Source organism: Bradyrhizobium sp. Kon69 (assembly GCF_055807515.1).
Genome location: NZ_JBVVOS010000011.1, coordinates 189,733 through 210,233 on the forward strand (window position 1 = coordinate 189,733; position 20,501 = coordinate 210,233).

Annotated in this window: 26 protein-coding genes; 12 read left to right on the forward strand and 14 right to left on the reverse strand. The window is 64.2% G+C overall.

The annotated features are described in order from the left end of the window. The first annotated feature begins 154 nt into the window (after nt 1-154). Complete coding sequence (locus AC0L3U_RS17105) at nt 155-334, forward strand: hypothetical protein (RefSeq protein ID WP_473362501.1); 180 nt, start codon at nt 155-157, stop codon at nt 332-334. Nucleotides 335-337: 3 nt separating this feature from the next. Here AC0L3U_RS17105 and AC0L3U_RS17110 read toward each other — a convergent pair whose 3' ends face one another. Then, the gene (locus AC0L3U_RS17110; protein WP_473362502.1) at nt 338-502 is read right to left on the reverse strand and encodes a hypothetical protein; all 165 of its coding nucleotides are present in this window, start codon (nt 500-502) and stop codon (nt 338-340) included. Nucleotides 503-604: 102 nt separating this feature from the next. Here AC0L3U_RS17110 and AC0L3U_RS17115 point away from each other — a divergent pair, with 102 nt between their 5' ends. After that, nucleotides 605-970, forward strand: a complete 366-nt coding sequence (locus AC0L3U_RS17115; RefSeq protein ID WP_473362503.1) for a hypothetical protein — start codon at nt 605-607, stop codon at nt 968-970. Between the two features lie 303 nt (nt 971-1,273). Further along, nucleotides 1,274-1,528, forward strand: coding sequence for a hypothetical protein (locus AC0L3U_RS17120; protein ID WP_007602660.1), 255 nt, complete (start codon nt 1,274-1,276; stop codon nt 1,526-1,528). A 39-nt stretch (nt 1,529-1,567) separates the two neighbouring features. Here the strand turns inward: AC0L3U_RS17120 and AC0L3U_RS17125 are convergent, their stop codons facing one another. The 4 genes from AC0L3U_RS17125 to AC0L3U_RS17140 form a co-directional block, all read right to left on the reverse strand. After that, a complete protein-coding gene (locus tag AC0L3U_RS17125; RefSeq protein WP_018455389.1) occupies nt 1,568-1,810 on the reverse strand; it encodes a hypothetical protein in 243 nt (80 codons plus the stop codon). Nucleotides 1,811-2,064: 254 nt separating this feature from the next. Continuing rightward, nucleotides 2,065-2,772 (reverse strand): outer membrane protein, encoded by a 708-nt coding sequence (locus tag AC0L3U_RS17130; RefSeq protein WP_219683804.1) that lies wholly within the window; start codon nt 2,770-2,772, stop codon nt 2,065-2,067. Between the two features lie 288 nt (nt 2,773-3,060). After that, nucleotides 3,061-3,456, reverse strand: a complete 396-nt coding sequence (locus AC0L3U_RS17135) for a hypothetical protein (RefSeq protein WP_035961651.1) — start codon at nt 3,454-3,456, stop codon at nt 3,061-3,063. A 386-nt stretch (nt 3,457-3,842) separates the two neighbouring features. Beyond that, entirely contained in the window at nt 3,843-4,241 is a 399-nt protein-coding gene (locus tag AC0L3U_RS17140) for a His-rich protein BRANT (RefSeq protein ID WP_473362504.1), read from the reverse strand. Nucleotides 4,242-4,493: 252 nt separating this feature from the next. Between AC0L3U_RS17140 and AC0L3U_RS17145 the strand changes: the two genes are divergently transcribed. Then, on the forward strand, nt 4,494-5,036 hold the full coding sequence (locus tag AC0L3U_RS17145) for a tetratricopeptide repeat protein (protein WP_473362505.1): 543 nt from the start codon (nt 4,494-4,496) through the stop codon (nt 5,034-5,036). Between the two features lie 108 nt (nt 5,037-5,144). After that, nucleotides 5,145-6,533 (forward strand): serine hydrolase domain-containing protein, encoded by a 1,389-nt coding sequence (locus AC0L3U_RS17150; RefSeq protein ID WP_473362506.1) that lies wholly within the window; start codon nt 5,145-5,147, stop codon nt 6,531-6,533. Here AC0L3U_RS17150 and AC0L3U_RS17155 read toward each other — a convergent pair. Beyond that, nucleotides 6,520-8,085, reverse strand: coding sequence for a S10 family peptidase (locus AC0L3U_RS17155; protein ID WP_473362507.1), 1,566 nt, complete (start codon nt 8,083-8,085; stop codon nt 6,520-6,522). The two genes, AC0L3U_RS17150 and AC0L3U_RS17155, sit on opposite strands and share 14 nt — an antisense overlap. Before the next feature lie 253 nt (nt 8,086-8,338). Here AC0L3U_RS17155 and AC0L3U_RS17160 point away from each other — a divergent pair, with 253 nt between their 5' ends. The 3 genes from AC0L3U_RS17160 (at nt 8,339) to AC0L3U_RS17170 (ending at nt 10,362) form a co-directional block, all read left to right on the forward strand. Continuing rightward, nucleotides 8,339-9,118: an NAD kinase gene (locus AC0L3U_RS17160; RefSeq protein ID WP_007602648.1), complete on the forward strand. Its 780-nt coding sequence runs from the start codon at nt 8,339-8,341 to the stop codon at nt 9,116-9,118. An 88-nt stretch (nt 9,119-9,206) separates the two neighbouring features. Then, nucleotides 9,207-9,752: a response regulator gene (locus AC0L3U_RS17165; RefSeq protein WP_007611745.1), complete on the forward strand. Its 546-nt coding sequence runs from the start codon at nt 9,207-9,209 to the stop codon at nt 9,750-9,752. Between the two features lie 31 nt (nt 9,753-9,783). After that, nucleotides 9,784-10,362, forward strand: a complete 579-nt coding sequence (locus AC0L3U_RS17170; protein ID WP_027518674.1) for an Hpt domain-containing protein — start codon at nt 9,784-9,786, stop codon at nt 10,360-10,362. Nucleotides 10,363-10,490: 128 nt separating this feature from the next. Here AC0L3U_RS17170 and AC0L3U_RS17175 read toward each other — a convergent pair whose 3' ends face one another. The 4 genes from AC0L3U_RS17175 to folE form a co-directional block, all read right to left on the reverse strand. After that, the gene (locus AC0L3U_RS17175) at nt 10,491-11,666 is read right to left on the reverse strand and encodes a DUF2336 domain-containing protein (protein WP_473362508.1); all 1,176 of its coding nucleotides are present in this window, start codon (nt 11,664-11,666) and stop codon (nt 10,491-10,493) included. 205 nt (nt 11,667-11,871) lie between these two features. Next, on the reverse strand, nt 11,872-12,969 hold the full coding sequence (locus AC0L3U_RS17180; RefSeq protein ID WP_473362509.1) for a lytic transglycosylase domain-containing protein: 1,098 nt from the start codon (nt 12,967-12,969) through the stop codon (nt 11,872-11,874). A 90-nt stretch (nt 12,970-13,059) separates the two neighbouring features. Beyond that, nucleotides 13,060-13,482 (reverse strand): phosphoribosyl-AMP cyclohydrolase, encoded by a 423-nt coding sequence (gene hisI, locus AC0L3U_RS17185; RefSeq protein ID WP_473287635.1) that lies wholly within the window; start codon nt 13,480-13,482, stop codon nt 13,060-13,062. A 27-nt stretch (nt 13,483-13,509) separates the two neighbouring features. After that, nucleotides 13,510-14,202 (reverse strand): GTP cyclohydrolase I FolE, encoded by a 693-nt coding sequence (gene folE / locus AC0L3U_RS17190; protein WP_247287114.1) that lies wholly within the window; start codon nt 14,200-14,202, stop codon nt 13,510-13,512. A gap of 229 nt (nt 14,203-14,431) precedes the next feature. On the opposite strand from folE, the gene AC0L3U_RS17195 reads away from it, so the two are divergent. Next, complete coding sequence (locus AC0L3U_RS17195) at nt 14,432-14,887, forward strand: iron-sulfur cluster assembly scaffold protein (protein ID WP_247459305.1); 456 nt, start codon at nt 14,432-14,434, stop codon at nt 14,885-14,887. Between the two features lie 58 nt (nt 14,888-14,945). Here AC0L3U_RS17195 and AC0L3U_RS17200 read toward each other — a convergent pair whose 3' ends face one another. Beyond that, nucleotides 14,946-15,845, reverse strand: a complete 900-nt coding sequence (locus AC0L3U_RS17200; protein WP_473362510.1) for a COG3904 family protein — start codon at nt 15,843-15,845, stop codon at nt 14,946-14,948. A 253-nt stretch (nt 15,846-16,098) separates the two neighbouring features. Between AC0L3U_RS17200 and yidD the strand changes: the two genes are divergently transcribed. Further along, entirely contained in the window at nt 16,099-16,437 is a 339-nt protein-coding gene (yidD, locus tag AC0L3U_RS17205) for a membrane protein insertion efficiency factor YidD (RefSeq protein WP_473362511.1), read from the forward strand. A 79-nt stretch (nt 16,438-16,516) separates the two neighbouring features. Next, nucleotides 16,517-16,729 (forward strand): hypothetical protein, encoded by a 213-nt coding sequence (locus AC0L3U_RS17210; RefSeq protein ID WP_473258716.1) that lies wholly within the window; start codon nt 16,517-16,519, stop codon nt 16,727-16,729. 7 nt (nt 16,730-16,736) lie between these two features. Here the strand turns inward: AC0L3U_RS17210 and AC0L3U_RS17215 are convergent, their stop codons facing one another. Genes AC0L3U_RS17215 through AC0L3U_RS17225 form a run of 3 tightly spaced genes read right to left on the reverse strand, consistent with a single transcriptional unit; the run spans nt 16,737 to nt 19,577 of the window. Next, nucleotides 16,737-17,690 (reverse strand): PDR/VanB family oxidoreductase, encoded by a 954-nt coding sequence (locus tag AC0L3U_RS17215; protein WP_473362512.1) that lies wholly within the window; start codon nt 17,688-17,690, stop codon nt 16,737-16,739. Further along, nucleotides 17,687-18,208 (reverse strand): MOSC domain-containing protein, encoded by a 522-nt coding sequence (locus tag AC0L3U_RS17220; RefSeq protein ID WP_473362513.1) that lies wholly within the window; start codon nt 18,206-18,208, stop codon nt 17,687-17,689. The genes AC0L3U_RS17215 and AC0L3U_RS17220 overlap by 4 nt, the downstream gene beginning before the upstream one ends. Before the next feature lie 55 nt (nt 18,209-18,263). Then, on the reverse strand, nt 18,264-19,577 hold the full coding sequence (locus AC0L3U_RS17225; protein ID WP_473362514.1) for an MFS transporter: 1,314 nt from the start codon (nt 19,575-19,577) through the stop codon (nt 18,264-18,266). 37 nt (nt 19,578-19,614) lie between these two features. Here AC0L3U_RS17225 and AC0L3U_RS17230 point away from each other — a divergent pair, with 37 nt between their 5' ends. Then, the gene (locus AC0L3U_RS17230) at nt 19,615-20,499 is read left to right on the forward strand and encodes a helix-turn-helix domain-containing protein (RefSeq protein ID WP_473362515.1); all 885 of its coding nucleotides are present in this window, start codon (nt 19,615-19,617) and stop codon (nt 20,497-20,499) included. Nucleotides 20,500-20,501: the final 2 nt, after the last annotated feature.

Here is a 20,501-nt window from a genome sequence, read left to right on the forward strand (position 1 = left end):
GTAGTCTTACGGAAAACTAACTATTTGGGCTTCCGCCGTAAGCTTGGCGTAAGCTTCAGCCTATCCCGGGGTGCGAGCCGGGCGTGGAAAGCCGGAACCGGTCGGCGGCGTCGTCCGTTGTCGGCGCATGCGGATCACGGAAGAAAACCGAAACATGTTTCTGCTGGCGATGGTGACGCTGTGCTGTAGCGCCTTGGCAGGAGCAATTGCGCTGTTCGAACCGGCTCCGGCAAAGCAGCAGGCCCAACGGGCAGTGATCGATGTGACCGCTCCGACGCCGGTTCGGGTGGTCGGGGCTCCGTTCGAGCCTAACCTCAATCCGCGGGAGCGCTAGCCCTCACCCCGGCGAGACGTCGGCGCCCTCCTCGGGACGGCGTTTGGCGCGGGCCAACTCCTCAACGAACGCGATCACCTCCGCCCGTTTGTCGGGCGGCAGCGACAGGAACGCGCGGACGAGCCTCAAGCCCTCGGCTTCGGCTGAATGGTCTGCTTTGGCAACCATTCCCCACTGTCGGGCGGCCGGGAAAAATATGCAATCCCCCACCCAACACCTTCTTGATTCGGCCGGCCAGCTTTGCTGGAATGACCCCGACAGGGGTGCACCATGAAGTGGATCACGGAACGCGACGCGCTGATCGCGCAGACAATGGCCTTCGTCCAATCGGTAACCGGCAAAAAGGATGACTTGCATCCACCGGAGATCCCGATGGCGACAGTGGCCGCGTCGGTGCAGACCGTCCCCGTCAACACCGTCGTCGAGAGCAAGCCACTTCCGCCCCAACCCTTGCCTCTCCCGCCGCCGCGCGCGGCGAGCCACGACGTCCGCACCGAGATGCAGGCCCGCATCGCCAATTTCCGCAAGCATCAGGAGCGGTTCGAGCGCGAGCGCGAGGAGTATTGCGCGGCCACCCTGACCAAACTGCGCGCCGCCATTCGCGACGCCTCCTCCCCGCCACCGGCTGAAAAGTAAAGCCGGGGCCTCCCGTCGCGGGCTACAGCCAGGACCACACCAGCCAGAGATTGGCCGCGCAGGCGCCGAACAGGGCCAGCGTGAGGGGCAGCAGCATGTGCCCGCAAGAGGTTTTCAGGTCGGTCGTCATGGCCGAAAACATCCCCTGATTCCGCCAAATGAGTCCCGGGGATTCTTTTTTTCGGGATTCAGGACTCGTTAAGGACTCAGGCCCCGGCGACCCTGATCACGGCCGCGTGATCGACCGGCAATCGGAACCCCTCCCCCGCAAAGTCGTTAACGCGCTTTCCGGGAGCGGGAAGAATGCCCTACGCCCTGTTCTGCAACGACGCCCAGATCAGCAAGGCCTATCCTGATGAGTCCGACGTTTGGAGGCTCGCGCAGCGAAGTGGTCTTGTCGTGGACGTATCCGCGGATGACAACCGCCCCGGGCCACGCCGGGTGCTCGACAATGATTACGAGATCAAGCCCTGCCGGGCCGCACAGGGCGAGGACCCGGCCCGAAACAAGGCCGAGGCCGATCGCCAGGCGAGGATGGAGCTTGAGCTGAATTCCTAAAGACGGATCAAAGGTGGGAAGCCAGAGCTCAGGAAAAGCTCAGGGCGTCGCGGTCGCGAGCGAGGCCTGCTCGCCCGCCAGAGCCACGCAGGCCTTCCGGCGATGCAGCCCACGGATCGCGCCGGTGACCTTCAGCACCTTGCCGGAGGAGCACGAGGCGTCCTTGACGAAGGCCACCTCGTAGGGTGCCAGCATCAGAGGCTCGGATTTGAGGATTGTTTGGGCAGCGCACGGCAAACTGACGAAGCACGAGAGCACCACAGCCGACACCAAGATACGCATGTCCGTCGTCCCACCAGCCCGGTAATTGTCATATAACGCGTTCCGGCGCGCGAGTTCCCTAAGCTGCAAAAATTATTTTTGCTTTACCCGAGCTCCATGACGCCCGTGAGAAAGCGCGCGCCAAAACGTTTGCTTGCAAATGACGCGCCAGATGGTTGACGCAATGCAAACGACAGAAGGCTGGCAACCAGAGCCCGGCAAACGAAAGGCCGGCGGGAGCCGGCCTTTGTTAGATCGTGATCGTTGGTGGTGCGTCAGTAGCGCGAGGCTGCCGGACCGCCCCAGCCGAAGCGATAGTTCACGCCGACCTTGACGGTATGCTCGTCCTCCCGGCCGCGGACGCCGACAACGTCGACCGGACCGGAGGTGATCGTCGTGCTGCCGAAGTTGTAATACTGGTACTCGGCCTTGGCCGACCAATTCGGCGCGAACATGTATTCGAGGCCAGCGCCAACGGTATAGCCGTCCTTGCTGTTGCCGGTGGCGGTGAAGGGCTGCGGCACGCCGGCAATATTGACGCCGAGGCCGCCGTTACGCCAGGCATAACCGCCCTTGGCGTAAAGCAGCGCCGGACCCCAGGTGTAGCCGATGCGGCCGGTCACCGAGCCGAGCTGGTCGGTATTGGACGTCACCTGCGTGCCCAGCGGGAACGTGGCACCGCCGTTGTTGGTCGGCAGCCAGGAATACTGCGCCTCGACGCCCATGACCCAATTGGGCGCGAACTGGTAGTCGAAGCCGCCCTGGACACCGCCGAGGAAGCGCGCGTCGCTCGACTGGAAGCTGCTGTCGCCGGCAAAGGCGCCGCCGACATGGCCGCCGATGTAGAAGCCGGTCCAGTTGTAGATCACCTGCGGCGGCGTGTAGGCCGGAGCCTTGGTGTAGGTGCGCGCCTGCATGTCGGCTGCGGCAGCGGGCGCGGCCAGCGCAAGCAGGGCAACTGCACCCAGCAAAATCCTCTTCATGATCATCCCCGTTCTTTCAAATTCGACACTCAGGAAACAACGTGGCGTGAATTGGGTTGCTTCGCGGCGATGCCGGAACGTTGATCGTTCGTGACTGTGACGGAGCGGCAACAGCGCGATTTTGTTCCGTCCCGCAGGCTCGTGCCGACGGTTTTTTTCCGCCGGAAACAGAGCCTGCCGTAACGATTAGTCGCAACGCAAACCACGCCGTTCAAAGCTCCCCGAAATGTGATCCGGCAGCTCCGGCGGGCTTTGTCCTATCACCAAGCGATGAAGGTGGGCTTTGCGCTACCGCGTCATCTTTTCAAGTTCCGGAAAGGGTACGTAAACCGCGCCCGCGCACAGCTCGCTGGCGCGATCGACGACGCGGTCCGCCCGGCCGTTGACGAAAATCACGGCGCGTTCCCTCATGGCCTTGTAGGTGCCGTCGGTCTCGCGTGGGGTGAAGTGCAGGCAGCTGACGTAGAACTGCCGACCGCCGACCTCGCGCTGCACCGGCTCGGCCATGCTGGCGTCACGCACGCCGACGGGGTTGTTCAGATAGCTGCGCATCAAGGCCAGCGTGTCGCCGCGGAAATTATCCGGGAACGGTTGTGGACCTCCGGCCTGAGTCCCGTCCATCAGGGTTGGACGGTCACCGTCGCTGCCGAAACATCCCGTGAGCGCCAGCGGCAGTGCCAGCATCAACGCCAAGCTCACTGCGCGTTTCGCTCGTCGCCGCACCGCTTACGCTCTCCGCTCGATCAGTCTCGGAGACGTTCAGCCCCAAGGTTGCAATGATGCATGTCTACAGGTGTTTTGCCCGACGAGTCAAACGGATTCGTAAAATCCGCAGATGAGCCACCGCTCAAACCATTGATTTATCTACCACCGGCTACTGTGCATGGGGTTGTTTTCGAGGTTTTCTTGGCGGCCGCCAAACCTGGGACGTTGCTCGCGGGCTTCAGCATGGTCGTACCGGCCCGTCGCCAGCACCTCGAGCTTTCGCGCAAGGCGTGACGAACGGGCCGGCCTGAATTCCTCACGCGGCGGCTGGGCAATGCTAGAACGCCGCCGCGCAGGATCAGTCGTTAGCTGCGCTTCTCCATCGTCGCCGGCTTGGTCACGTCCGGCTGCGTCGTCAGCGACTTCTTCGCGGACAGATGCTTGTGGTGGTGGCGATGCGTGCGCACGGTCTTGTGCGCGTCCGGTGTGACCGCGGCGTTGGCGTTCATCGCCTTCGACTTGGTATCCACCTTGGCGTCGGCCTTGACGTCCGAAGCCTTGACACCGGAAGCCTTGACGTCCGACGTCTTGGCATCGGCCTTGAGGCCGGCGTCGGGTTTCGCGGCGGTGGTGGACACCTTGGTCTGGGCCTGGTCCGCCTTGATCACCGGCGTGGTCGTGGTGGTCTTGCCGGCCTCGGCTGCGAAGGCCGGGGCTGCGATCACGGAAGCTGCAAGCAAGGCTGCGGAAATGGTCTTCAGCATGGTTGGTCTCCTCTTGGAAGGATCTTGAGGCGGGCGCCCTCTCGCCAACCCTTTGATCGTAGGTTGGAGCCTAGGGGGCACGCACTGAACCCAATCTGAAGCCCGCAGCAGGCTCCCGTTCATCTGGATGACAAGTTTGTCATCTGCCCGCAGGGTGAATAGGCCGGGGTGCCGGGAATGTTTTCGCCTGATGGGTGTTCCGGTCTTTGGGCAATCGTGTAGGATCGCCACGTTCCATACGGGAGAACTTAGATGCGAAAACTCTCAACGCTTCTTGTGCCAGGACTTGTCGCCATGACATTGGCGGCCGGGCCGGCTCTGACCAGCGCCTATGCCGCAGGTGGCGACACCCCCTCGTCGCCGCCATCGTCGGACACCTCGACCAAGAAGGGCAAGAAGAAGAGCTCCTCCGTCAACGATCCCAAATTCCTCGCCGCCTATCGCACCGCCTACACCACGATCTACGACAATCACGACTACACCGGCGCGATCGGCCAGCTGAAGTCGCTCAAGCGCGAGGACGTCGCCGACGTCGCCAATCTGATCGGCTACTCCTATCGCAAACTCGGCGACTACCAGTCGTCGAAGGTCTATTACGAGCTGGCGCTGAAGGACGATCCGAACCACGTCCGCACCTGGCAGTATTACGGCCTCTGGCAGCTCGAGCAGGGCAACCGCGAGCAGGCGCAGTATCACCTGAACAAGCTCGCCTCGCTCGCCGGCACCGACAGCTCCGAATATCGTTCGCTCGCCACCGCGCTCGACAAGCCGACCGGAGCGACTCTCGTCTATTAAGAACATCGCATCTTTGAACGAAGCGAACGGGCACAACCTCAGGGTTGTGCCCGTTCTGCGTTCTCGGCTAGCTTGCCCACCCATCTTCCCCTCGCAAATCGGTGCACAATGGACAATTGGCTGCGATCCGCGATCGACTACATCGGCTCCTGGATCGAATTCCAGCACACCACAATCCAGCAGCCGGGCGTCATGGTCGCATTCGCCCATCGCGGCGAAATCGTCGCCGAGCACGCGTTCGGCCTCGCCAATCTCGACACCGGCGAGAAGCTCACCCCGCGCCACCGCTTCCGCATCGCCTCGCACTCGAAGAGCTTTACCTCGGCCGGCATCATGAAGCTGCGCGAGCAGCGCAAGCTCCGGCTCGACGATCCCATCGGCCAATATGTCGCCGGCCTGCATCCGCGCGTCGCGGAAACGACGATTGCGCAAGTGCTTTCGCACAGCGCGGGACTGACGCGCGACGGCGCCGATTCCGGCCAGTTCATCGACAGCCGTCCGTATCTGAGCGCCAAGGAGCTGCTCGCGGAATTGAAGCTGCCGACCGTCATCGAGCCGGGCACACGCTTCAAATATTCCAATCACGGTTTTGGCTTGCTCGGTCTCGTCATCGAGGCGGTGACGAAGGAGCCTTACCGCGCCTGGATGAAGCGCGAGATCATCGAACCCGCGGGCCTGCGCGAGACCGAGCCGGACGCGCCGCTTCCCAAAGGTGCGCCGTTCGCGCGCGGCCACACACGAAGGGTGCCGTACGGCGAGCGATGCGTGATCCCCGGCGACAATCCCACCCACGCGATGGCCTCCGCCACGGGCTTCGCCGCCACCGCCGCCGACACGGCGCGCTTCTTCGCGCAGCTCGCGCCCAATGCGAAAAAGAGCGTGCTATCGGCCGCGAGCCGGCGCGAGATGACGCGAAACCATTGGCGCGTGCCGCAAAGCTTCGAGGCCTATTACGGCCTCGGCGTCAACGCCGGCAAAACCGACGGCTGGGATTGGTTCGGCCATGGCGGCGGCTTTCAAGGTTACATCTCGCGGACCTGCTCCATCCCCTCTTGCGAGCTCGCGATCAGCATCCTCAGCAACTCCATCGACGGCGCGGCGCCGTTCTGGATGGACGGCGCGATGCAGATCCTGCGCGTCTTCCAGTCCCGTGGCGCACCCGACCGGCGCGTGCGCGACTGGACCGGGCGCTGGTGGACGATCTGGGGCGCGAACGACCTCGTGCCGGTCGGCAACCGCGTGCTGGTCGCCAATCCCCAGTTCAACAACCCGTTCATGGATGCCGCCGAGATCGAGGTGACCGGTCGCGACACCGGCAAGGTCGCCTGGGCCGCCGGCTACTCAAGCCACGGCGAGCCGGTCCGCCGCGTCCGCGACAAGCGCGGGAGGATCAGCGACGTCTGGATCGCGGGCGCCAACATCAAGCCTGCGGCCGTCGTAGCCCGCGAGATCGCGCGGAGATACAAGCCGCGCAAGCGATTGCCTACTCCCGAATGAGCGCCTCGACCTCGCTCCGAAGGGCCTGCCGCGAGCCGTCGCGCGAATAGAACATGTGGCCGCCGGGATAGACCACGAACTTGACACGCTGTGTTGCGAAGGCCGGCAACTGGTCGAGCACCCGCTTCGATCCGAAATACGGCGTGGCGAGATCGAACAGGCCGTGCGCGACCAGCACGTTCAGCTTCGCATCCGTGGCGAGGATCTGGCGCAGCTCGGAGACCGACTGCGGCGGGTTGATGCCGCGGCCGAAATCCCAGTGACCCTCGACGGCGCCGTTCAACACCTCGTAGGAGCCATCGGGCCGCCAATTGAGCTTGTGTGTCAGCAGGTCAACTGCGGCACTCGTCAGCGGCGCCTGCAGCGCATCGCCGGAGGGATCACCGAACCGCGAGCTGCTCGAATCCGGATAGGGATCGAAGCCGCGCACCGAGGCATCGTAGCGCCCCGTCACCTTACCGTTCTTGCGGTCGAATTCGCGGCGGAATTCGCCGACGTCAAAGCGGCCGGCGAGCCGGCGGCTGACCGCCTGGTCGATGCCGGTGAGCTCGGCGACCTTGTCGGCAAGACGATTGGTCGCCTCCTTGTCCGCCTCGCCCTTGACGAGGTCGGCTAGAAATTCGCCGCGCGCGTAAGCCTCGACGTCGGCGAGATCGGCGCGCTTGACCGAGCCTTTCGCCTCCCGCGTCACCGCGACATAGCTCGGCAGCGTCGCGACATATTGCAGGAGGCTGGTGCCGGTGAACTCGCGGAAGTCCAGCAGCGGCGACACCAGGATCAATCCCCTGACGCCGACGCCGTGCTGGAGCTGCAGCTGTCGCACCACCTTCGGCCCGCGAATGCCGCCATAGCTTTCGCCGGCGACGTATTTCGGCGAGGTCAGCCGGTCGTGCTTCTCGAGCCAGCGGCGGATCACCAACGCGATCGAATTGACGTCACCGTCAACAGAGTAGAACGATTTGCGCGCGTCATCGCCGGTCGCGACAAAGCGGCTGTAGCCAGTGCTGACGGGATCGATAAAGACGAGATCGGTGAAATCGAGCCAGGTCTCCGCGTTCGGCTTCACCTCGGGCGAGGCGGAGGGCGACAGCGCTTCGCCATCGAGCGGCAGCCGCCACGGCCCCGCCGCGCCGAACTGGAGCCATGCCGAGGACGCACCGGGCCCCCCGTTGAACAGGAAGGTCACCGGACGCGTCGCTCGGTCGGCGCCGTCGAGCTCATAGGATGTATAGGCGATGTCGGCCACCGGCTCGCCCTTGCCGTCGAACACGCGGATCGATCCGGCGGTCGCTGCGAAATTGAGGGTGCGGCCGGGAAGATCGAGCGTCTGCTTCGTGGTGGAATCCGGCGGAAGACGGTGCGGCTCGGCGGATGACGATGCATTCTGCGAAGTACTTTGTGCGCCGCCGCGACCGCCCTTCGGTCCGGCTGCTGCCGCCGCTTCGGCGCGCGGCTGCGGCGGATCGTCGGCGCGCGCAAATCCTGCGAGCGCGAATGCCGACACCATCAGCACCAGGGTCGCGCGGCGGAGCGCCGGCATGTTCGTAGCCATGATCGTTCTCCCTGCCCGGCGACGCTGCGGTGCGGACCGTAAGGCTAGCGCGGAATTGCGACGGTTTGGGGGATCATGGCTCCAGCGGAGCCTGAAGAGCCCGGTTGGGCACAAATCAAGCCGGTTTCGTCCTCAAATCGGAATGGGCAGTTGCCGGTCTGGTGTGAAGGGCGGTCATCCTCGACAATCGGGGTCGAGATCGTTAGACGAGCCCGGCGGAACTTTCTCCAGCCAGCGGCCCTGCCCGGAAGCCATGACCAAGCCAGCGCGATACGACCGGATCGCCTTCGTCGCCAGCCCGAGCAGCGAGGCGCAAGCCGCCTTTGGCCAGCTCACCAGAGACTTCGGCAATTGCGATCCGAAGGACGCCGACATCGTGGTCGCGCTCGGCGGCGACGGGCTCATGCTCCAGACGCTGCATCAGCACATGCATACGGGCAAGCCGATCTACGGCATGCACCGCGGCACCGTCGGCTTCCTGATGAACGAGTACTCGACGGTCGATCTTCGGGCCCGTCTCGAGGCCGCGCAGGAATCCGAGATCCACCCGCTCCTGATGCGCGCGACCGACGCCAACGACCGCGTCCACCTGCATCACGCCATCAACGAGGTCGCCCTGTTCCGGCAGACCTACCAGGCCGCGCGCCTGCGGATCCTGATCGATGAGCGCGAGCGCATGTCCGAGCTGATCGCCGACGGCATCATGGTGGCAACGCCGGCCGGCTCGACCGCCTACAATCTGTCCGCCCAGGGACCGATCCTGCCGATCAACGCCGCTCTGCTGGCGCTGACGCCGATCAGCGCCTTCCGCCCGCGACGCTGGCGCGGCGCGCTGCTGCCGAACACGGCTTATGTCGTGATCGAGGTGCTCGAGGGCGACAAGCGCCCCGTGGCGGCGGTCGCCGACCATGACGAGGTGCGCGACGTCCGCCGCGTCGAGGTGTTGTCCGACAGGACCATCTCGATGCGCATGCTGTTCGATCCCGGTCACAGCCTGGAAGAGCGTATTCTGCGCGAGCAGTTCGGCTCCTGAGCCGCCTCGCCGGACTGCCGATCGCAACCCTTCATTAACCCCCGGCGAGATATGGTTAACGAAAGTTGACCGCTCCGGCCCGGGCTCCATGTTCCGCATCGATTTCAACAAGCTGCGTTTCCTCGTCTGCGACGACAATCCGCACATGCGTCGCATCCTGCGGACGCTGCTGCATTCCTTTGGCGCGCGTGAAGTCTACGAGGCCGAGGACGGCGCCACCGCGCTGGAAATGTACAGCCATTACGTACCCGATATCGTCATCACCGACTGGGCGATGCCGATCTTCGACGGGCTCGAACTGGCGCAGATGATCCGGCAGCCGGAATCCAAGGGCAATCCCTACGCACCGATCATCATGCTGACCGGCCATTCCGAGAAGCGCCGCGTCACGGTGGCGCGCGACGCCGGCGTCACCGAATTCCTGGCCAAGCCGATCTCGGCCAAGGGGCTCTACCAGCGCATCCTCAACGTGGTCGCCAGTCCCCGCCCCTTCATCAAGACCAAGACCTATTTCGGCCCGGATCGCCGCCGCAACATCAACTCCGCCTATATGGGTCCCGAGCGCCGCGTCGGCGAAAAGCACGAGGTGCTGCAGCAGCCCTCGCTGCTCGACAAGGCCCGCTCCTCCATCTAGCGCAACGTCTCTCACGATCGAGGCCGATATCATGGCGAAGAACAGCGCAAGAGACATCGAGATCACGGCCTTCGCCACGCATCAAATCATCACGCAGCCCAACCCGCTGCGGTCGGTCCTGCGCCGCGTCGAAGACAAGGACATGGACGATCCGGTCGGCCGCGCTGAACAGGCGCTCGCGGGCCTCGCCGGCGAGTTCAAGGACTGGATGGCGACCGAGATCAACCGGCTGTCGGCCGCCTACGTCGCCATCCGTCACGACGGCTTCACCAAGGACAGGCGCGACGAGTTGTTTCGCGCCGCGCACGACATCAAGGGCGATGCCGCGACCTTCGGCTATCCGGCGGCGGCGGGTGTAGCCGAGAGCCTGTGCCGTGTCATCGAGCACGCGCCCGATCTGGAAAAGGTGCCGGCCGAGCTGTTCACGCACCACATCAACGCCATCCTCGCCATCGTGCACGAGAACACCAAGCTCGACAGCATCAGCGTCTCCGCCGAGCTCAGCCGGCGCCTGCGCAAGGTCGCCGACGACTATCTCGCCGACGCCAACCGCGATCGCCCCGAGCATCTCGAGGTGATCCTGGCGCCAAGCATCGCGCCGGCGGGGTAGCTCTTCCCTCATCATTGCGAGCGCAGCGAAGCAATCCAGACTGTCCCCGCGGTGGGATTCTGGATTGCTTCGCTGCGCTCGCAATGACGAAGTTTGCGGTTTCGACCTGCCCTGTCTCGGATATCGAATCAGGCCGCGATCAGATCGTCATAGACCCGATCAACTGTCTCCTCCGCGACCAGCTCGTCGCAGAACAGCCTTGCCTCTTCGCGCGCGGACTCGGTGGCGAAGCGGCGCAGCAGGACCATCAGCGGCTCGGTCGCGCCGCGGTCGGTCTCGCAATGGGTGAGCACACGCTCGACCATGCGGCGGCGCAGCCGCACCGCATTGTCGTCGCTGTCGACGAAGCCTTGCTCGTGGCAGGCATCGAGCGCGACCTGGAAGGCCGCAAACGTCGCCTCGGGAAGTCCGGCGCGGCGGAGCAGCGCGTGCAGGCTGTTGCCGCCGCGATCGTGCAGCAGCGCGGACACGCGCGCCAGCGGCAGCTCGGCGAGCTCAGCCAGCGCCGCATCGAACAGATCGAGATTGCTCGACAGCAGCGCGCGCAGAATGAGACCCGCGGTGAGCTGGCCGGTGATGCGCAGGTGCCGAACAAGACCTTCCATGTCTTCGCCACGCGAGCGCGCCGCAATGTTCATGGTGGAGCGGTCGCGCGCCTCGGTCGCGATCCGCTCGGCGCGGTCGGCACTCAGCCAGTTCCGGGCCACGACGAATTGGGCCAGCGTCTCCGAGAGTTTTGCCACCAGCGCGGCGCGCGTGGCGGACGGCAGATCCTCGAGCACCAGCATCGCCTCGCGGATCGCGGCGAGATGGCCGTGACGCTCGACGATGCGATCCCAGGAGAACGGCGCAAGCTCGGCATGAGAATTTTCGATCAGCTCGAGCGCTGCCGCCGCGCAGCCGACTTCGGCAATGGCGGCGCAGACCGATACCGGCAGCGCAATGCGGCGCGCGACCGCGCACTGGACCTCGTCGTTGCCGGTCGCGACGATGTCGACGAGATCGGCGTCGATCAGCAGCGGAGAATGTTCGAGCACGGGCAACGCGACGGTGGGCTGGTCCGCCGACAGCGCCCGCACGATCGACGCCGGCGCCTCGGTGCTGCGCGCAAACGCCTCGGCCATCGCCTGCCGCACCAGCGGCGAGGGATCGTCGAGCAGCATCAGAAGCGCGCCTTCAGCGGCAATACGGTCGTCATGGGAAAGGTCTGAGATCAGCCAGGCCCGGGCCAGCGCCCGCGTCGCCTCGGCCCGCTCGCCAGCGGGCGCCGTCCTGATCCAATTGATGAACTGCCGAACAATCATGGTGCTTCCGGCTTACGCAACGAAGACGAAGCGGTGACGGCTTGTCACCTGCAACACAAAATAAACCACGACGCTTAACAAAGCGTTCACCATAACTGGCTGGTTTTATTGACGTTTTGTTAAGGGAACAAAGGCGACCCGTTCACGCACTGGGCCCTGCGCGCAGCGTTCACGCTGCGACGTGTCCGAGACACCGGCGCGCGAATTAGCTCGAGAACGTGCCGCTGCGATCGCTGAAGAGATCAAGAGGCTGGGGCGGCCGGACGTCGGGCGTCGCCGATGCGGCCGAAGTCGCGGGTGCGATCGTGGTCGCGGGTGCGACCGAGGTGAGCGAGGCATTGTTGCCCCACAATTTCTGCACGGTCGTCGAGACCGGCTGGGTGGTGTCGCCGGGCTGATAGATCGAGCGAAACACCGGCGTGCTCGGTGCATTGTCCGCCACCGTCATTGGCGCTGTCGCGCTGACCGGCGTCACCGCGCGTGTATTCGGAAAGGACTGGAGATACGCGGCATTGTCGATCAGCGGCGCGGCAGGTTGTACGCCATTGGCGCTCGCTACCTGCGTGGTCGAGGGCGTGCCGCCATACATCGCCATCGCGCTGCGAGTGGTTTTCGCATTCGCCGCGCCGGCGTAACGTGCATCCAGCACGGAATAGACCTCCGAGACGCTGCGCGCGCGGCCGTCCTTGGCGTAGAAGATCGAGCGATTGGCCGACGCCGCGTTGGGAAACAACCGCGCGCCGACCGCTTGCGGATTGTCCTCGGCATTGGCGATCAGCTTCGCGGCGCCGCCGACGCCCATGAAATGCGCCATGTAGAGTTCGCTGTCGGACGGCCTGCGGCCGAGCAGGCCGGTGAGCTTGAAGCTGTTCGACTGCGTCAGCGCGGCCGCCATGCTGGAGGCGGCTTCCGGATCGTCGCGCAGCTTCATGATCGACCGCTTCATCGCGGGATCATCGACGGTGTAGGTGCCTGACGACGTCCTGGTGATGGCGTCGGAATAATTGCCATAGCCGAGCTGGGTGCCCGCTTCCTTCACCGTGCCGAGCCAGGTCTGGTCGATGAACTGGTAGAGCCCGTGCGCGGATGACGTAGTCGCCCCCGCCGTGGGATCAAAATCCGATTCCATCTTGGCGGTGGTCAGCATGTACTGGAAGCTGACGCCAGTGACGTTCGAGGCCTGCTTGATCGCACCGGCGACGCGTGCCCGCGACGGATCGAGAACCGCCGTCTGAGAGGCACTGGAATTGTCGACCGACATGATGAAGTGCCCGCACCGCACGGCGTTGAGTGGCGCCGGCAATTCAGCGCCCTGTCGCCTCACCGTGGGACAGGTATGGTTAATGCGGGGTTAATTCGGATCGCCAGCTCCGCCCTGCGCGTGACGGCAGGACTACTTCTTGTACACCGCGTCCGGATCGAACAGTCTGTCCGCATCGACGAAGACGAGCGTGGCGCCGCGGTCTTCGGCTTCGACCTTGCGGTAGAAGCAGGACCGACGGCCGGTGTGACACGCCGCGCCGATCTGCTCGACGCGGAGCCAGATTGCATCCTGATCGCAATCGGTGCGGATCTCGACCACGCGCTGGGTCTGACCTGAGGTCTCACCTTTTCGCCACAAGGCATTGCGCGAGCGGCTGAAGTACCAGGCCTCGCCGGTCGCAATGGTCTTGCGCAGCGCCTCGTCGTTCATGTGCGCGACCATCAGCACGTCGCCGGTGGCGACGTCGGTCGCGACGACCGTCACGAGACCGGCCGCGTCGAACCTGGGAAGGAAGGCGAGACCTTCCTCGGTTTCATGGGAGTGAGCGGACACAGTGCCCTCGCCGGTCTATTCGCGAGGTCAGCGCTGCAGGCCTCGCACCAGGGACAGAAAACGAGCCTGTTCCGCCGGATTGTCGCGGAACATGCCGGTGAAGCGGCTGGTGAAGGTGGAGGCGCCATGTTTGGCGACGCCGCGCACCGACATGCAGGTATGCTCGGCCTCGATCAGCACGGCAACGCCGCGCGGCTTGAGGATCTCGTCGATCGCCGCCGCGATCTGCGCGGTCATGTGCTCCTGGGTCTGGAGCCGGCGGGCGAAGATGTCGGTGAGGCGCGCAAGCTTCGAGAGGCCGACCACGCGTTCCACCGGCGTGTAGGCGATGTGCGCCTTGCCGTAGAACGGCATCATGTGATGCTCGCATTGCGAGGTGAACTCGATGTCGCGCACAAGGACGAAATCATCATAGCCGGCGGTCTCGCCGAAGGTGCGATCAAGCACCTCGGCCGGGCACTGGTGGTAGCCCTGATAGAGTTCGTCGAAAGCCTCGACCACGCGGCGCGGCGTGTCGAGCAAGCCCTCGCGGTTGGTGTTCTCGCCGATATAGGCAAGCAGTGTCTTCACCGCCTGCTCGGCCTCGGCGCGCGCCGGGCGCGGCTGGTCGGCGCGTACGGCAGCGGCGAGGAATTCGGAAGGATCAAGCTCCGCCGGACGGCCATCGGGCTGCCGGTCGGAGGGCTTGTTGGGGCGGATGGATTTGATGGTAGCGTCCATGTCTACTCCGTTCGACGGCCTTGCGGCCGGAGTGTCACCGGCAGACGGGGCGGCGAGCCGCCGGACGCCTGAGAGAACAGTTTCGGCGAAAAGGTCTTCAAATTAACGCCGGCAGCACGGTTCTGGATCACACCATCGCTGCAGCGCTGGACTGTTTTTCCGCCAGTTCCAACCCTATATAGGGCCGTGGACGGCGCACGCCAAGGCCGATCCTGCTGGACTCCATCACATGCTGAACGACATTTATAACAAGCGGATCATCGAACTGGCCGGGAATATTCCGCGGCTCGGGCGGTTGTCGGATCCCGATGCCACCGCCACCGCCCACTCCAAGCTGTGCGGCTCGACCGTCAAGATCGACCTCAAGATGGAGGGCGACAAGGTCACCGACTTCGCGCACGACGTGAAGGCTTGCGCGCTGGGACAGGCTTCTTCATCCATCATGGCAAGTCAGATCGTCGGATCGACTGCGAGCGAACTCCGTGAGTTACGCGAAACTGTTCGCAAGATGCTGAAGGAGAACGGCGCGCCTCCTGAAGGCAAATGGGCAGAGATCAAGTTCCTTGAGCCGGTCCGCGACTACAAGGCGCGCCACGCCTCGACGCTCCTGACCTTCGATGCCGTGGTCGATGCCATTGGCCAGATCGAGGCGAAGGCGAAGCAGCCGGCTGCGGCGCAAGGCTGAGTCCGGAGGCTGATTCCGGGCGCGTCGCTAGGCCCGGAACGAGATCAGAAATTCGAGGCTACTTCTGCGCCGCCGCAACCGGCGTGGCGACGCCGCCCGTCGGCACCAGAGCTTCCGCCGTCTTGGTCGACTTGGCGGGCTGCTCCGGCTCCGCACCGAATCTCGCCTGGGTCTTCGGTGCAAGCTCCGCCATTGCCGGCGCGGAGATGTCGACATGCGGCAGCACGTCGGCCACGAGATCCGTCGTCACGAGATTGGTGAGCTTGAGCTCGCCTGCATCGAGCTCATGCAGATCTTCCCAGGGCGGAACGCTGAGCGCGAGCGATAGCAGGTCGCCGGCACCGCCCATGTCGAACGTGTATTTGGCGAGCCGGCCAATGTCGCGCTCCACGATCATCAAATCCTGCGCGCTGTAGCTCGCCGCCTTGGCATCGTCGGCGCGATCGCCCATCCAGATCTGGTGGACCCGCACATGGGCCGCTTCCGGCACGTAGCGCTTCTTGCCGGCCAGCAACAGGAACACGCACATGGATTCGCAATAGGCCTCAGGAGCGACCGCCGGACGGACCGACTGTCCGCCGCGGTTCTGAAGGCTGATGCCGACCGTGGTCAAAAGTCCGAGATTGCGGAAGCGCCGGCCGAGCGTGATCGCGTCGTTGACGGAACCACCGCTGGAATCCAGCACTACGGTGGCGCCGCCGAGCTGGCGCCCGCGGGAAAACTCTTCGAAGTCTTTGGGCGTATCGGCGGTGATGATGCCGACCGCGCTGACCCAACCGCGGCAATTCGGTTCGCAGGCGACCCAGCCGAACTTCATCGGCAGCTTGCGCTCTTCGAGGGCAACACCGGCCCGAGCCGACGACCCGAGCGTCGCGACGGCGCCAGCCAGCACGACTCCACAAGCAGCGGTTCCCACCAGCAACCAGCCGCGAAGTTTGAGCGCCTTCAGAAGTTTCAAACTGGTCCCTTCCCCAAGTCCCAAGCTTTAGCCCAAGCCTTACGGCGAGCCGACTCAGCCAAGCCCCGTTCTGACGTTCCAATGAGTCTCACATGAACGTCACAAAAATGGTATCCGGGGGAATACAGCTCGTCCATAGGCACTTGCTGCACTGCTCCCAAAAAGCACGCAAAATATGACGTACAAACAACAGCTTAGAGTTCCCTGCGCCGGAACCGCGCAGAACCTCGCCCACGATCTCAGCAAAGCGCCCATGAAGCAATCAACTTGCGAGCACTGTTCCAATCCCGTCGCGGGCGCGCGCCGGCTTCCGCGCAGATTCGGCCGCGCGCTGATCTGGATCTATCGCCACACGCTCTCGCCGCTGGTTGGCTACAATTGCCGGCACCTGCCGACCTGCTCCGCCTATGGCGACGAGGCGATTGAAAGATTCGGGCTGTGGGCCGGCGGCTGGATGACGCTGGCGCGCCTGCTCCGTTGCAACCCTTTCGGCACCTCGGGCATTGACAACGTGCCCCTCACCGCGCCGCAAGCTTCGCGCTGGTATCTGCCCTGGCGATACGCCCGCTGGCGCGGTGTCAACGCATCCTGAGCACGACGCGTCGCTACCTTGAGTGGAACCGAAATTCTCCCCTCGCGTTGATGTGATGCTCCCGCGGGAGGAAACAACAATGCGCTGGAAAATCAGCCCTCATTTTCACTTCAGGTCTGGACCGGATTCGCGGGGTGGTTCGCGAGGCCACGATCCCAGAACCCTCGACATGCTCGCCATCATCGTCCTCCTGACGCTCGCGGTCGGCTCCGGCTGGTATCTGGCAACGAGCACTGCCACGCCGCCCAGTACGACGGCGTTCATCGTGCCGAGCCAGAGCGTGCACTGGTAGGCTGGACTTAGAGGTCCAGCACCAGCCGGTCGGCGTCCGATCCGGCGACGCAGACCATGAGAAAGCGTTCTCGCTCATACGGCGACAGGACGCGATCGCGGTGCACGGGCTTGCCCTCGATCCAGCCGACCTTGCAGGCGCCGCAGATGCCGCCGCAGCAGGACGTCGATATATCGATGCCTCCTTCCTGCAAGGCCGCCAGCATGGTCTGGCCGGCGCGAACCTGGATTTCCGTCCCCGTACGTGCCAGCGACAGCACAAAAGGCTTTGCGTCGGGGTCAATCACTGGCGGCGCGACGAAACGCTCGATGTGAACGTTGGCTGCGGGCCAGGGTGCGGTCAGGCGCTCGAACTCGTCGGTCATGCCTTCCGGCCCGCAACAGGCGACCATCGTCTGCACCCCGACCTCTCCGACCAGCGACGCCAGATCCGGACGCCCGGCCGAGGAGGTGCGGTGCACGACGACACGCCCCGCATCGATCAGCGGCGCGAGGTGTGCGGCAAGCGGCACCTCCTCGCGCACGATGAGGTGCAGCACAAAGTCTGCATTGCCAATCTGCAGGAGGTGACGGGCCATCGACAGGAACGGCGTCACGCCGATGCCACCGGCGACGAACACATGATGCGCAATGTCCACGCCCGGCTCCAGCCCGCCGCGCGGCAGTGACACGCCGATGATGTCCCCTATGCCAACCTGGTCGTGAAGCGCGCGCGAACCGCCGCGCCCATCGGCCTCGCATTTGACCGCGATGACGTAACGCGTGTTGTCGGCGGGCTCATTGCACAGCGAATAGGTTCGCGCGAGACCGTTCGGCAGATGCAGGTCGATGTGGGCGCCAGGCTTGAACGGCGGCAGGTCCCAACGGTCGGGATCGGCCAGCGTGAACACTTTGATCCCCGTACCAGCCCCTTCGATGCCGACGACAACTGTCTTGATCGTCGTTATGGGCCGCGCACTCATGGCGCGTTCCGCACGGTGTCGCCAACCCTGACGATGCCGCCTTGCAATATCCTGCAGTTGAGGCCTGAGCGGTTGATGAGCGGATCGAAGATCGCCTTGCCGGTGATCTCCTCGATATGCCGGCATGGAATCGATAATCGGGTTGCTTCCAGCAAGGTCTCACCTAACCAGAAGCGGCGGCCGACCAGGTGGTTCAACGGCACGCCCTCGACCGTCACGTTGCGGCGATGCTCCTCGGGACCGAGTTCGATTCCCGCGTCGCGCTTGAGCGCGATCAAGGTTTCGAGCTCGAACAGGGTGACCTGCCGGCCCTCTTCGGGCTTGTGCGAATAAAATCCTTCCTCGCGTCCGATCATGTAGCGGTCGCCTTCTATCCCTTTGCCGGCGACGAGAACGAGTTGCGCCATCGCCCGCATTGGCAGGAACGCGCGCGGGGCAAGATGGAGGAAGCGGACCAAGCCAGTCCAGCCGAGGCGTGCTGTACTATCGGCCGAGCCGGCGTCTGTTTCATCGAGCATGACAAAATCCTTGTGAGAACCGATGGCGCGCCGCCAGCAGCGGCGCGCCGCGGGATCAGGTCAGTTCCTTGTTCGCCGTTTCCGGCGCGAACGTGGTCGCGGTCGCCGTGATGGCGGCGCAGCCAATCAGCAGCAGCGACACCGGCCAGGTGGCGCCGCCGCTCCAGGCCATCAGAGCCGCCGCAATCAGCGGCGTCAATCCGCCACTGATGGCAGCCCCGACCTGAAACCCGAGCGAGGCGCCGCTATAGCGCAGCCGCGCGGAAAACAGCTCGGAGTACCAGGGCGCGCCGATGCCGAACATCACCATCTGCCCGAAAGTAATCGCGACCACGATGGTGCAGATGACGATGGCGGGATCGCGGGTGTTGAGCAGCCAGAACAGCGGAAAGGCAAACAGCGCCGAAAACAGACAGCTTGCATAGAACATCTTTTTGCGGCCGACGATATCGGACAGCCAGCCGAACAGCGGAATCGCGAGCAGCGCGACCAGCGATGCCGCGAAGGCGCCGTTCAACACCACCGTACGAGACAAGCCAAGGTTTGCCGTGGCGTAGGACATCACGAACACGCCGCCGATGCTGGCATAGGCGATCTCCGAGATCTTCAGCCCGACCGCGGTAAAGAAAGGCCGGCGGTGATGCCTGAAGATCTCGACCAGCGGCAGACTAGCGACCTCTTTTTTGGCCTGGACCTGACGGAAGGCCACGGTCTCTTCCATGTTGAGGCGGATGTAGAGACCGACGCCGACCAGCAAGATCGAGATCAGGAACGGAATGCGCCAGCCATAGGACATGAACTCACTTTCCGGCAGGCTCGCCACTAGCGCAAACATGCCGATCGCGGCGAGATTGCCGATGGGATTGCCGACCTGCACCATGCTGCCGAGCAGGCCGCGGCGGTGCGTCGGGCAATTCTCCACCACCATCAGCACCGCACCACCCCATTCGCCGCCGAGGCCAATGCCCTGGAGGAATCGCAGGCCAATCAAAAGCAGCGGCGCGGCGATCCCGATCTGCTGATAGGTCGGAAGCAGGCCGATCAGGAAGGTGCCGATGCCCATCACCATGATCGTGATCGCGAGCATCGCCTTGCGGCCCACCCGGTCGCCATAGTGACCGAAGATCGCGGCGCCAAGCGGTCGCGCCAGAAAGCCGACCGCATAAGTGCCGAAGGCCGCGATGGTGGCGAGCGCGGGGTTGCCGGCAGCGAAGAAGACCTTGTTGAAGACCAGCGCTGTCGCCGTGCCGTAGATGAGGAAGTCGTACCATTCGACCGCGGTGCCGATCACGCTCGACCACACGATCCGCCGCAAGCTCGCCGCCTCGTCCGGCGCTACGTTCAGGGTTACGTCGTCTGCTACGGTCATCGATGTCTCCAAAAAGTACCGGCGCCAGGGAAAGCAGTTGGTTCTGTCCGAGGAGCCCATCGGCAGCCCGGACGGTAAAAATCGATTATGTTTACTGTTGGAAATCAACGGCGCGGAACGCGGCAAATGCCGTCCGGAGCGGCAAAACACGCTAAATGCACTGAAAATGAGCGGATTTAGGCGATATACCAGAGTCTCTGCTTACAATATCTGCGCCCTTGCTCTAAATTTCTGCGCATATGTTTTCCTTTGGAATACACCCGGCGCGTACACGGAAGGGACATCGCGCGCCCCGCCGGACTGGCAGTCGAGCGGCATCTGTTGCAAAAGAGACATCAGCAGTTCGGGAGACTCATGCGTGCTTGATGTCAGCAAAGCGGCAGCCGTCGGGGCCAATATTCGCCAGGCGCGGATCGCCAAGGGCCTGACACTGGACCAGCTTGCCAGGCAGAGTGATCTCACGCGCGGCTATATCTCGCTGGTCGAACGCGACCTGAAGATCCCTTCGCTCGCCGCCCTGCTACGGATGGCAGCCGCGCTCGAGGTCAATGTCGCGACTTTCTTCGACCCTAACGCCGAGCCCGCGCCGCGCTACACGCTGTTCCGCCGTGAAGGCGGCAACGTGCCGCTGTTTCAGGACACCTTTGGCGTGGTGCCATTGGCCACCGGCCGCACCCGCAAGATGATGGAGCCTTTCCTCCTCAGCCCGCCGCACAAATCGGCGACGCGCGCCTCGCATGCGGGCGAGGAGTTGCTGTTCGTTATCAACGGCAAGATCGCGATCAAGCTCGACGGCGAAGAACTCATCCTCGGCAAGGGCGATTGCCTGTATTTTTCAGGCGAGACACCGCACGAGGTCAGGAGCCTCGGCCGGCAGAAGGCGGAGGTCCTGGTCGTCGTCGCCCAGAGCCCGGCGGCGTAACC